General features: G+C 70.7%; 8 protein-coding genes and 1 pseudogene. 5 read left to right on the plus strand and 4 right to left on the minus strand.

What is annotated here, in order from left to right; translation table 11 throughout:
* Both FM069_RS21860 and uvrD read right to left on the minus strand, forming a co-directional pair.
* A pseudogene (locus FM069_RS21860) lies at window positions 1-138 on the minus strand (hypothetical protein); the annotation flags it as partial.
* 129 nt (window positions 139-267) lie between these two features.
* Entirely contained in the window at window positions 268-2,454 is a 2,187-nt protein-coding gene (uvrD, locus tag FM069_RS10890; RefSeq protein WP_143488337.1) for a DNA helicase II, read from the minus strand.
* Between the two features lie 173 nt (window positions 2,455-2,627).
* Between uvrD and hutI the strand changes: the two genes are divergently transcribed.
* The 4 genes from hutI to hutH are packed head-to-tail and all read left to right on the plus strand — an operon-like array spanning window position 2,628 to window position 7,987.
* On the plus strand, window positions 2,628-3,842 hold the full coding sequence (hutI, locus tag FM069_RS10895; RefSeq protein ID WP_143488338.1) for an imidazolonepropionase: 1,215 nt from the start codon (window positions 2,628-2,630) through the stop codon (window positions 3,840-3,842).
* Window positions 3,839-4,759 carry a formimidoylglutamase gene (gene hutG, locus FM069_RS10900; RefSeq protein WP_218570294.1) on the plus strand — a complete coding sequence of 307 codons (921 nt, stop codon included), beginning with the start codon at window positions 3,839-3,841 and terminating at the stop codon, window positions 4,757-4,759. The genes hutI and hutG overlap by 4 nt, the downstream gene beginning before the upstream one ends.
* Before the next feature lie 11 nt (window positions 4,760-4,770).
* Complete coding sequence (gene hutU / locus FM069_RS10905) at window positions 4,771-6,450, plus strand: urocanate hydratase (RefSeq protein ID WP_143488339.1); 1,680 nt, start codon at window positions 4,771-4,773, stop codon at window positions 6,448-6,450.
* 1 nt (window position 6,451) lies between these two features.
* Window positions 6,452-7,987 carry a histidine ammonia-lyase gene (hutH, locus tag FM069_RS10910; RefSeq protein ID WP_143488340.1) on the plus strand — a complete coding sequence of 512 codons (1,536 nt, stop codon included), beginning with the start codon at window positions 6,452-6,454 and terminating at the stop codon, window positions 7,985-7,987.
* 407 nt (window positions 7,988-8,394) lie between these two features.
* Here the strand turns inward: hutH and FM069_RS10915 are convergent, their stop codons facing one another.
* Window positions 8,395-9,345: a homoserine kinase gene (locus FM069_RS10915; RefSeq protein ID WP_143488341.1), complete on the minus strand. Its 951-nt coding sequence runs from the start codon at window positions 9,343-9,345 to the stop codon at window positions 8,395-8,397.
* Between the two features lie 37 nt (window positions 9,346-9,382).
* Window positions 9,383-9,667 carry a DUF2782 domain-containing protein gene (locus tag FM069_RS10920; protein WP_143488342.1) on the minus strand — a complete coding sequence of 95 codons (285 nt, stop codon included), beginning with the start codon at window positions 9,665-9,667 and terminating at the stop codon, window positions 9,383-9,385.
* Window positions 9,668-9,837: 170 nt separating this feature from the next.
* Here FM069_RS10920 and polA point away from each other — a divergent pair, with 170 nt between their 5' ends.
* Complete coding sequence (gene polA, locus FM069_RS10925) at window positions 9,838-12,582, plus strand: DNA polymerase I (protein ID WP_143488343.1); 2,745 nt, start codon at window positions 9,838-9,840, stop codon at window positions 12,580-12,582.
* Window positions 12,583-12,699: the final 117 nt, after the last annotated feature.

Here is a 12,699-nt window from a genome sequence, read left to right on the forward strand (position 1 = left end):
GGTCGGCTGGGCCTGGCGGGTCTGGTGGGTCGGCGCGGAGCCGAAGGATTTGCCGCCGCCCATGCGTTTGGCATTGGCGTCGAGGCTCAGCGTCAGGGCGACGCAGAAGGCCAGGGCGATACTGAGGACACGCTGCATGTTCGGCATCTCGTGTGAAAAGGGTACGCGCGCCATGCTGCCGATTCGGGCGCGCCTTGGCCAGCCATAGAATGTTTCGGGATTTTTTGCCCCGGGCCACGCCGACCGGCGGCGGTGTCCGGGACGGCGCTACAGCGCCTGCAGCTTGGCGTAGGCCAGCATCAGCCACTTGCTGCCTTCGCTCTCGAACTTCACCTGCACCCGGGCCTGGGCGCCGGCGCCTTCGAAGTTGAGGATCACCCCCTCGCCGAACAGCGCGTGCTGCACCCGCTGGCCGAGGGAGAAGCCGGTGTCCGGTACCTCGGCGCCGGCGAACATCGAGCCGCCGCCGCGGGTCACCCCGCCCAGGGGCCGGCTGACGCTGTTGGACAGCCGCACTTCCTGCATCAGCCCCGGCGGGATCTCGCGGATGAAGCGCGACACCTTGTTGTAGGTTTCGCTGCCGTACAGCCGGCGGGTCTCGGCATAGGTCACCACCAGGCGCTGCATGGCCCGGGTGATGCCGACGTAGGCCAGGCGCCGCTCCTCTTCCAGGCGGCCCGGCTCCTCCAGGCTCATCTTGTGGGGGAACAGGCCTTCCTCCATCCCCACCAGGAACACCAGGGGGAATTCCAGGCCCTTGGCGCTGTGCAGGGTCATCAGCTGCACGCTGTCCTCGTGGGCCTCGGCCTGGGTGTCGCCGGCCTCCAGGGAGGCGTGGGAGAGGAACGCCTGCAGCGGCGTGAGGCCTTCGTCCTCCTCGCCGTGCTCGAAGGCGCGGGCGGCGCTGACCAGTTCCTCCAGGTTCTCCACCCGGGCCTGGCCCTTCTCGCCCTTTTCCTCCTTGTGGTAGGTGATCAGCCCGGACTGCTCGATGACCGTCTGGGTCATCGTATGCAGGGGCATGTCCTCCACCTTCAGGGCCAGGGTGTCGATCAGCTCGACGAAGCCGTTCAGGGCGCCGGCGGCGCGCCCGGAGACGTGCTTGGCGCCCACCGCCTCGTGCAGCGCCGCCCACAGGGAGATCTGCCGCTGGCGGGCCAGGTCGCGCAGGGTCTCCACGGTCTTCTCGCCGATGCCCCGGGCCGGCACGTTGATCACCCGTTCCAGGGCGGCGTCGTTGTCGCGGCCGTCCAGCAGGCGCAGGTAGGCCATGGCGTTCTTGATCTCGGCGCGCTCGAAGAAGCGCTGGCCGCCGTAGATGCGGTAGGGGATGCGCTCCCGCAGCAGCGCCTCCTCCAGCACCCGGGACTGGGCGTTGGAGCGGTAGAGAATGGCGATCTCGCTGCGGGACAGGCCGTCCTTCAGGGCGCGCTCGATGTTCTCCACCACGTAGCGGGCTTCGTCGTGCTCGTTGAAGGCGGCGTACAGGCCGATGGGCTCGCCGTCCTCGCCCTCGGTCCAGAGTTCCTTGCCCAGGCGTCCCTGGTTGTTGGCGATCAGGGCGTTGGCGGCCTTGAGGATGCCGCCGGTGGAGCGGTAGTTCTGCTCCAGGCGGATCAGCTGGGTGTCGGGGAAATCGGCGGAGTACTGGTGGATGTTCTCGATCTTCGCGCCGCGCCAGCCGTAGATGGACTGGTCGTCGTCGCCCACCACCATCAGGCTGTCGCCGCCCTTGGCCAGCAGCCGCAGCCAGGCGTACTGCACGGCGTTGGTGTCCTGGAACTCGTCCACCAGGATGTGGCGGAAGCGCCGCTGGTAGTGGGCCAGCAGGCCGTCGTGGTTGCGCCACAGGTCCAGGGCGCGCAGCAGCAACTCGGAGAAGTCGATCACCCCGGCGCGGGCGCAGGCCTCTTCGTAGGCCTGGTAGATCTTCAGCATGGTGGCCAGGAACAGGTCGCCGCCGGGCTGGATGTGCTGGGGCCGCAGGCCCTCGTCCTTCTGCCCGTTGATGAACCACTGGGCCTGCCGCGCCGGCCAGCGCTGCTCGTCCAGGCCCAGCTCGCGGATCACCCGCTTGACCAGGCGCTGCTGGTCGTCGCTGTCGAGGATCTGGAAGTTCTGGCTCAGCCCCGCTTCCTGCCAGTGGGCGCGCAGCAGCCGGTGCGCCAGGCCGTGGAAGGTGCCGACCCACATGCCCTGGGGGCTGATGCCCATCAGGTGCTCGATGCGGTGGCGCATCTCGGCGGCGGCCTTGTTGGTGAAGGTCACCGAGAGCACCGAGTGCAGCGACGCGCGCTCCACCTGCATCAGCCAGGCGATGCGGTGCACCAGCACGCGGGTCTTGCCGGAGCCGGCGCCGGCCAGGACCAACTGACGGCCCAGGGGGGCGGTCACCGCCTGGCGCTGGGCATCGTTGAGGGAATTCAGCAGGGGGGAGAGGTCGTCTGTGAGCATCGCGGCATTCTAGGGGCCGCTGCGCACGCGGGCAAACCAGATGGCACCGACGGCAGGGTGGGTGGCGCTTGGTCGCGGGCGCGACATTTGTATAGTCAATATGCGGCATCAGGGTTGACCGGTCCGGTTGTTTGCCTCTATTGGTATGTACAAATAACAACGAGGGATCGTCCATGCCGTCCGCCACGAGCTGGATCAACCTGCGCATCGCCACCTTCGACCCGGCCCTGCCGCAGCCCTACGGCCTGCGGGACGCCATGGCCCTGGACGTGGTCGACGGCCGCATCCACCGGCTGCTGCCCATGGGCGACTGGCGCGCTCCGCCGGGTGCCGAGGTGATCGACGCCGAGGGCCGCTGCCTGACCCCCGGGCTGATCGACTGCCACACCCACCTGGTCTGGGGCGGCGACCGCGCCGGCGAGTTCGAGCGGCGCCTGCGCGGCGCCAGCTATGCGGAGATCGCCGCGGCCGGCGGCGGCATCCGCGCCACCGTGGCGGCCACCCGTGCCGCCGACGAGCAGGCCCTGCTGGACGCCGCCGCGCCGCGCCTGCGGGCGCTGCTGGCCGAGGGCGTCACCTGCGTCGAGATCAAGTCCGGCTACGGCCTGGCCACCGCGCACGAACTCAAGCAGCTGCGGGTCGCCAAGGCCCTGGGCGAGCGGTTCGGCGTGCGGGTGCGCACCACGCTGCTGGCGGCCCACGCAGTACCGCCGGAATTCGTCGGGGACGCCGACGGCTACATCGAACGAGTCTGCACGGAGATCCTCCCGAGCGCCGCGGCCGCCGGCCTGGCCGATGCGGTGGACTTGTTCTGCGAGAGCGTCGGCTTCGACCTGGCGCAGTCGCGCCGGGTATTCCAGCGCGCCCGGGAGCTGGGCCTGCCGTGCAAGGCCCACGTCGAGCAGCTGTCCGCCATGGGCGGGGCGCGGCTGGCCGCCGAGTTCGGCGCGCTGTCCGCCGACCACGTGGAGTACCTGGAGGACGCCGATATCGCCGCCCTGGCCGCCGCCGGCACCGTGGCGGTGCTGCTGCCCGGGGCGTTCCTGTTCCTCAACGAGACCCGCAAGCCGCCGGTGGCCGCCCTGCGCCAGGCCGGCGTGCCGCTGGCGGTGGCCAGCGACCTCAACCCCGGCACCTCGCCCTTCGCCTCCCTGCGGCTGATGGCCAACCTGGCCTGCACCCAGTTCGGCCTGACCCCCGAGGAAGCCCTGGCCGGCGTCACCCGGGAGGCCGCCCGGGCCCTGGGTCTGGACGACTGCGGGACGATCCGCCCCGGCCTGCGCGCCGACCTCGCCCTGTGGGACGTGGAGCACCCGGCCCAGCTGGTCTACGAGCCGCTGACCCCGCGCCTGTGGCGACGGGTGTTGGGCGGGGCGGTGCAGCCATGACCGTGGACATGAGCCTCTGGCAGGGCCGCGTCGACGCCGACGAGGGCCCCCGGGCCCGCCGCTGGCACCAGTGCGTGCAGCCGTTCGCCGCCGGCGTCGAGCCCGGCGTGGCGTTGCTGGGCTTCGCCTGCGACGAGGGGGTGCGGCGCAACCAGGGCCGCATCGGCGCTGCTGCCGGCCCGCGGGTACTGCGCCAGGCCCTGGCGAACCTGGCCTGGCACGGTACGCGGCCGGTGTACGACGCCGGCGACGTGGCCTGCCCGGGCGATGACCTGGAAGGCGCCCAGGCGGCGCTGGCGCAGCGGGTTGCAAGCCTGATGGGCGCCAGCCAGCTGCCGCTGCTGCTGGGCGGGGGCCACGAGACCGCCTGGGGCAGCTTCCAGGGCCTGGTGGCGGCGCGGCCAAGCGCACGCATCGGCATCCTCAACCTGGACGCCCACTTCGACCTGCGCCGCGCCGCCCGGGCCAGTTCCGGCACGCCGTTCGCCCAGATGGCCGACTGGCAGCAGGCCCGGGGGCACGCCTTCGACTACCTCTGCCTGGGCATCGCCGAGCCGGCCAACAGCGCGGCGCTGTTCGACACCGCCGCGGCCCTGGGGGTGGACTGGACCCTCGACGAGGCCATCGACGACGCCCGCCTGCCGGCGCTGCTGGCGCGGGTCGAGGCGTTCTGCGCCCGGGTCGACGCGGTGCAACTGTCCATCGACCTGGACGTGCTGCCCGCCGCGATCATGCCGGCGGTCAGCGCGCCGGCGGCCCGCGGCGTGGCCCTGGCCCACATCGAGGCGATCCTCGAGCGGGTCCGCGCCAGCGGCCGCCTGGCCCTGGCCGAGCTGGTGGAATTCAACCCCCGCTACGACATCGACAACCACGGCGCGCGTTGCGCCGCCCGACTGCTGTGGCGCCTCGCGCGCTGACGGAGACCCCCATGAGCCACGCCCACCACCCCGCCGCCCGTCCCCTGCGCGCGCCCCACGGCAGCACCCTGCACTGCAAGAGCTGGCTGACCGAGGCCGCCTACCGCATGCTGCAGAACAACCTCGACCCGGCGGTGGCCGAGCATCCGCAGGAGCTGGTGGTGTACGGCGGCATCGGCCGCGCCGCCCGCGACTGGGACTGCCTGGACGCCATCCTCGAGACCCTGACCCGGCTGGAGGACGACCAGACCCTGCTGATCCAGTCGGGCAAGCCGGTCGGGGTGTTCCAGACCCATGCCGACGCCCCGCGGGTGCTGCTGGCCAACTCCAACCTGGTGCCCCACTGGGCCACCTGGGAACACTTCCACGAGCTGGATCGCAAGGGCCTGATGATGTACGGCCAGATGACCGCCGGCAGCTGGATCTACATCGGCAGCCAGGGCATCGTCCAAGGCACCTACGAGACTTTCTTCGCGGTCGCCGACCAGCACTTCGGCGGCGACCCGAAGGGCCGCTGGATCCTCACCGCCGGCCTAGGCGGCATGGGCGGCGCGCAACCCCTGGCGGCGACCATGGCCGGCTTCTGCATGCTGGCGGTGGAGTGCGACGAAACCCGCATCGACTTCCGCCTGCGCACCCGCTACCTGGACCACAAGGCCGCCGACCTGGACGAGGCCCTGGCGCTGATCGAGGCCGCCCGGGCCGAGGGCCGGGCGATCTCCGTGGGGCTGCTGGGCAACGCCGCGGAGGTCTACCCGGAGCTGGTGGCGCGCAACGTGATCCCCGACTGCGTCACCGACCAGACCTCCGCCCACGACCCGCTCAATGGCTACCTGCCCGCCGGCTGGGCCCTCGGCCGCTGCCGCGAGGCGCGGCTGCGCGAGCCGAAGGACGTGATCGCCGCGGCGAAGCGCTCCATGGCCGTGCAGGTGCGCGCCATGCTGGCCTTCCAGGCCCGCGGCGCGGCGGTGCTGGACTACGGCAATAACATCCGCCAGATGGCCCTGGAAGAGGGCGTGGCCAACGCCTTCGACTTCCCCGGCTTCGTCCCGGCCTACATCCGCCCGCTGTTCTGCGAGGGCATCGGGCCGTTCCGCTGGGTGGCGCTGTCCGGCGACCCCGAGGACATCTACCGCACCGACGCCAAGGTCAAGGAACTGATCCCTGACGACTCGCACCTGCACACCTGGCTGGACATGGCCCGCGAGCGCATCGCCTTCCAGGGGCTGCCGGCGCGGATCTGCTGGGTCGGCCTGAAGGACCGCGCGCGCCTGGGCCTGGCGTTCAACGAGATGGTCGCCCGCGGCGAGCTGAAGGCGCCCATCGTGATCGGCCGCGACCACCTGGACTCCGGTTCGGTGGCCAGCCCCAACCGCGAGACCGAGGCGATGCGCGACGGCTCCGACGCGGTTTCCGACTGGCCGCTGCTCAACGCCCTGCTGAACACCGCCGGCGGCGCCACTTGGGTCTCGCTGCACCACGGCGGCGGGGTGGGCATGGGCTTCTCCCAGCACGCCGGGGTGGTCATAGTGGCCGACGGCAGCGAGGCGGCGGCGCGTCGCCTGGGCCGGGTGCTGCGCAACGACCCGGGCACCGGCGTGATGCGCCACGCCGACGCCGGCTACGACAGCGCGCGCCGTTGCGCGCGGGAACAGGGCCTCGACCTGCCCATGCTCGCCAAGGATTGCTGACATGTATGAACTGAACCTGCGTCCCGGCCACCTCGGCCTCGCCGACCTGCGCCGGGTGGCCCACGAACCGGTGCGCCTGCGCCTGGACGCCGAGGCCCACGGGGTGATCGCCGCCTCCGCCGCCACTGTCACCGAGCTGCTCGGCCAGGGCCGGGTCATCTACGGCATCAACACCGGCTTCGGCCTGCTGGCCAACACCCGCATCGACGCCGCCGACCTGGAGACCCTGCAACGCTCCATCGTCCTGTCCCACGCCGCCGGCATCGGAGCGCCCATGGACGAGGCCTCGGTGCGGCTGATGATGGTGCTCAAGATCAACTCCCTGGCCCGCGGCTATTCCGGCATCCGCCAGGTGGTGCTGGATGCCCTGATCCGCCTGCTGGAGGCCGAGGTCTACCCCTGCGTGCCGGCCAAGGGCTCGGTGGGCGCCAGCGGCGACCTGGCGCCCCTGGCCCACATGAGCACGCTGCTGCTGGGTGAGGGCGAGGCACTGCACCGCGGGCGCCGCCTGGACGCCGGCGAGGCCCTGGCCCTGGCCGGGCTGCGTCCTCTGGAGCTGGCGCCGAAAGAGGGCCTGGCCCTGCTCAACGGCACCCAGGCCAGCGCCGCCTTCGCCCTGCGCGGGCTGTTCGCCGCCGAGGACCTGTTCGCCGCGGCGCTGGTGTCCGGCTCGCTGTCGGTGGAGGCGGCCAGGGGCAGCCGGCGGCCGTTCGACGCGCGCATCCACGCGGTGCGCGGCCAGCCGGGGCAGATCGACGTGGCGGCGGTGTACCGCCAGTTGCTTGACCGCAGCGAGATCGAGCACAGCCACAGCGACTGCAGCAAGGTCCAGGACCCCTACTCCCTGCGCTGCCAGCCCCAGGTCATGGGCGCCTGCCTGGACCAGCTGCGGCATGCCGCGCGGGTGCTGGAGATCGAGGCCAACGCGGTCTCCGACAACCCCCTGGTGTTCCCGGACGACAACGAGATCCTCTCCGGCGGCAACTTCCACGCCGAGCCGGTGGCCTTCGCCGCCGACAACCTGGCCCTGGTGCTGGCGGAGACCGGCGCGCTGTCCGAGCGGCGCATGGCCCTGCTGATCGACTCCAGCCTGAGCGGCCTGCCGCCGTTCCTGGTGCACAACGGCGGGGTGAACTCCGGCTTCATGATCGCCCAGGTCACTGCCGCCGCCCTGGCCAGCGAGAACAAGAGCCTAGCCCACCCGGCCTCGGTGGACAGCCTGCCCACCTCGGCCAACCAGGAGGACCACGTGTCCATGGCTGCCTTCGCCGGCCGGCGCCTGCTGGAAATGAGCGAGAACACCGCGGGCATCCTTGCCGTGGAGCTGCTGGCCGCCGCCCAAGGCGTGGACTTCCGCCGCCCGCTGCGCAGCTCGGCGGCCCTGGAGACCGCCATCGGCCTGCTGCGGGAGCGAGTGCCGTTCTACGACAAGGACCGCTACTTCGCCCCGGACATCGCCGCGGCCCGGGACCTGATCGTCGCCGGCGCCTACAACGCTTTCATGCCCGGCGGGCTGTTGCCCAGCTTTCCGGCGTAGGGGTCGGCTGGGGGCTTGGCCGGGTCATGACGGCGCTGGCCGGAACCGCTCGCGCGTCTCCTGGGCGCGAGGGTGTCGACGGTCCTGAACGGAAGGTCCTGTGGCGTGGCTCGCTGTCAGGTGATGTCGGGGCAATTAGCCACGGGCGGGTGCTGCCTGGGCCTGCCGCCTTCCCGCGGAGGGACGCCTAGGATGGCCAATGAGGAGACGGTCCGCTTCCCAGGAAAAAGGAAAAGTCCGGAAGGGGAAGGCCTCGGGCCGCCTCTTCGCGAAGAAGGGCGAGGCTGATGAAAGCCGCATGCCCCGGGCGAGTGGCCCCTTGGCGGAGGCGGAGTGCGTTCGAGGCCCGTGGCGTGGCGCGTTGCGCCAACCGCGAGCCCGGGCGGATCGCTCCGCCCGGGGCAGCGTCAGAGGGCGATGGGCAGCGGCAGGTCGACGTCCTGGCGGTGCGTCAGGCGGCGGCGGAACTCGTCGGGGTCGTGGATCAGCACGTCCTGGCCGGCGAAGGCGTCGGCGGCGATCAGCCGCGACAGCCAGAAACGCACGCAGGCGATGCGCAGCAGGGTCGGCCACAGCTCCGCCTCGGCGGCGACGAACCGGCGGCGCGCGGCATAGGCGCCGAGGAAGGCCCGGGCATGCTCCGGGTGCAGGCTGCCGTCGGCGTGGGAGCACCAGTCGTTGAGGGTGATGGCCACGTCGTAGAGCATCGGCCCCGAGCAGGCGTTGTAGAAGTCGATCACCCCGGCCAGATGGGTGCCGTCGAACAGCACGTTGTCGCGGAACAGGTCGCCGTGCAGGTTGGCCCGGGGCAGCGCCCGCACCCGGTCGATCTGGGCCTCGATCTCCGCCAGGGTGCCGGCCAGCAGCGGCTGCGCGTCGGCGTCCAGGCGCGGCAAGCGGGTGCGGCCCACGGTCAGCATCCACTCCAGCCCACGGTCGCTGCGGCGCTCGATGATCCGCTCGCGGGTCGCCAGGTGCAGCCGCGCCAGCAGGTCGCCCACCGCTGCGCAGTGGGCCGCGTTGGGCTCGCGCACGTGGCGGCCGGCCAGCCGCGGCTGCAGCAGCGCCGGCTTGCCAGCCAGTTCCCGCAGGGCCGCGCCGTCCGCGCTGCGCAGCGCATAGGGCACCGGCAGCCCGGCTTCGTGGAGCACGTCCAGCAGGTCGATGAAGAACGGCAGGTCGGCGCTGGGGCCGCGCTCCACCAGGGTCAGGACGTACTCGCCGCGTTCGAGGCTGACGAAGAAATTGCTGTTCTCCGAGCCCTCGGCAATCCCCTGGAAATCCCTCAACCGGCCCAGCCCGTAGGGGGCGAGGAAGGTGGCCAGGACATCGCGTTCGAGGGGGGTGAAGACCGACATAGGGTTCCTTAAATCGGGCCGCCGCGGCGCGGGGCGCTTACCAGCTGAAGATTTCCCACTGCGGGATGAGCATGTCCGGGTTGTCCGAACGGATGAAGTTGCTGTCGCCGTCGGCGCGCACCAGGAAGTACGGCTTGCCGTGCTTCGGGGTGACCTTGATCGCGTAGAGGAAGCCGTTGACCCGGTATTCCTGAACGGTCTTGTCGCCTTCCTGGCGGATGGTCACGTCCGGTTCGGGCGTCACCGCGTCGTCCTCGGCCAGCGCGGCCAGGGGCGGGCAGACCAGCAGGGCGGCGAGCACCAGGCGATTGAGCGTACCCATGGTAACCTTGTCCTTTTCTCGACGGGGGTCCGGCCATTCTAGCGAGGCCCCGGCGAAAAAGCCCTGCCGTCGTCGGCACCGGCCGTGCGAACCGTCGCCGCCGCGGGGCTGTCGCATTCACAGTCGCCGGTCCCCCGCGCCCGCTCTCTCGATAAAGGTCGCTGCCGCCCATGTCCAACGCCCCTCTCGTCCTGGTGGACGGTTCTTCCTACCTGTACCGCGCCTTCCACGCGCTGCCGCCGCTGATGACCTCCACCGGCAAGCCCACCGGCGCGGTGAAGGGCGTGCTGAACATGCTGCTGTCCCTGCGCAAGCAGTACCCGGACAGCTTGTTCGCGGTGGTCTTCGACGCCAAGGGGCCGACCTTCCGCGACGCGCTGTTCGCCGACTACAAGGCCCACCGCCCGCCGATGCCCGACGACCTGCGCGGCCAGGTGGAGCCGCTGCACGCCTGCATCCGCGCCCTCGGCCTGCCGCTGTTGAACGTGGATGGCGTGGAGGCCGACGACGTGATCGGCACCCTGGCCCGGCGCTGCGCCGCCGCCCAGCGCCCGGTGGTGATCTCCACCGGCGACAAGGACATGGCGCAGCTGGTCTGCGAGTACGTCACCCTGGTCAACACCATGAGCGGCAGCGTGCTGGACGTGGAGGGGGTGAAGACCAAGTTCGGCGTGGGCCCCGAGCTGATCATCGACTTTCTGGCCCTGATGGGCGACAAGATCGACAACATTCCCGGCGTGCCGGGCATCGGCGAGAAGACCGCGGCTGCGCTGCTCACCGGCATGAACGGCGGCCTCGACGTGATCTACGCCAACCTGGAGCAGGTGGCCGGCCTGCCGATCCGCGGCGCCAAGTCCCTGGCCGCCAAGCTCGCCGAGCACCGCGAGCAGGCCTACCTCTCCTACCAGCTGGCCACCATCAAGCTGGACGTGGCCCTGGACATCGCCTTCGAGGAGCTGACCGTGGGCGAGCCCCACCTCGAGGCGCTGATGAGCCTGTACCGGGAGCTGGAGTTCAAGTCCTGGCTCGACGACCTGCTGCGGGACGCCAAGACCGCCGGTGCGTCGCTGCCGCTGAGCGAGGACGAGGTGGCCACCCAGGTGGACACCGACTACGAGACCCTGCTGGAACGGGCCGACTTCGACGCCTGGCTGGCGCGCCTGCGCGATGCCGAGCGCTTCGCCTTCGACACCGAGACCACCGGCCTGGACGCCCAGCAGGCGGAGTTGGTGGGGGTGTCGTTCGCCATCGAGCCGGGCCGCGCCGCCTACGTGCCCCTGGCCCACAGTTACATGGGCGCTCCGGAACAGCTGCCCCTGGACGAGGTGCTGGCCGCGCTCAAGCCGCTGCTGGAAGACCCCCGGCGGCTGAAGATCATGCAGCACGGCAAGTACGACATGAACATCCTGGCGCGCTACGACATCGCGCTGCGCGGGGTGGCCTTCGACACCATGCTGGAATCCTACGTGCTGGACGCCACCGCGACCCGCCACGACATGGACAGCCTGGCCCTGAAGTACCTGGGCCACAGCACCATCCGCTTCGAGGACATCGCCGGCAAGGGCGCCAAGCAACTGACCTTCGACCAGATCGCCATCGAGCAGGCCGGGCCCTACGCCGCCGAGGACGCCGACGTCACCCTGCGCCTGCACCAGGCCCTGCAGCCGAAGCTGGAGGCCGTGCCGGCCCTGGCCGAGGTGTTCCGCACCATCGAGATGCCCCTGGTGCCGGTGCTGGCGCGCATCGAGCGCAACGGCGCCCTGGTGGACAAGGACCTGCTGGGGGGGCAGAGCCGCGAGCTGGGCGAGAAGATGCTCGACCTGGAGAAGGAGGCCTACGACCTGGCCGGCCAGGAATTCAACCTGGGCTCGCCCAAGCAGCTGGGGGAGATCCTGTTCATCAAGCTGGGCCTGCCGGTGATCGCCAAGACCGCGTCCGGCCAGGCCTCCACCGCCGAGGCGGTGCTCCAGGAGCTGGCCGACCAGGACTACCCGCTGCCCAAGGTGATCATGCAGCACCGCTCCATGAGCAAGCTCAAGAGCACCTACACCGACAAGCTGCCGCAGCAGATCAACCCGCGCACCGGGCGCATCCACACGTCCTACCACCAGGCGGTGACCGCCACCGGGCGGCTGTCCTCCTCCGACCCGAACCTGCAGAACATTCCGATCCGCACCGCCGAGGGCCGGCGCATCCGCCAAGCGTTCGTCGCGCCCAAGGGCTACAAGCTGCTGGCGGCCGACTATTCCCAGATCGAGCTGCGCATCATGGCCCACCTGGCCCAGGACGAAGGCCTGCTGCACGCGTTTCGCAACGACCTGGACGTGCACCGCGCGACCGCCGCCGAGGTGATGGGGGTGAGCCTGGACGAGGTGTCCCATGAGCAGCGCCGGCGCGCCAAGGCGATCAACTTCGGGCTGATCTACGGCATGAGCGCCTTCGGCCTGGCCAAGCAGATCGACGTGGCCCGCGGCGAGGCCCAGGCCTACATCGACCGCTACTTCATGCGCTACCCGGGCGTGCTGGCCTACATGGAGCGCACCCGCGCCCAGGTGGTGGAACAGGGCTACGTGGAGACCCTGTTCGGCCGCCGCCTGTACCTGCCGGACATCCAGTCGAAGAACCAGGGTATCCGCCGCGCCGCCGAGCGCGCGGCGATCAACGCGCCCATGCAGGGCACCGCGGCGGACATCATGAAGCGCGCCATGGTGGCGGTGGACGATTGGCTGCAGCAGTCGGGTGTCGACGCCCGGGTGATCCTGCAGGTCCACGATGAATTGGTGCTGGAAGTACGCGAAGACCAGGCGGACACCGTGCGCGAGGCGCTGCGGCCGCTCATGAGTCAGGCGGCGCAGCTGGACGTGCCGCTGCTGGTGGAAGCGGGGATCGGCGACAACTGGGATGAGGCGCACTGACGCGCCTCAGCGGTTTCCGCTGGACGGTCGAATCGAAAGTTTGAACTTTTTCACAGCGTGACCGGTCAGACCCCGGGAATGGCTTTGAAGCCCTTCGATGCTCCTTTTGCTGTGTTT

Origin of the sequence: Pseudomonas mangiferae, assembly GCF_007109405.1 — a bacterium.
Classification (GTDB): Bacteria; Pseudomonadota; Gammaproteobacteria; order Pseudomonadales; family Pseudomonadaceae; genus Pseudomonas_T; species Pseudomonas_T mangiferae.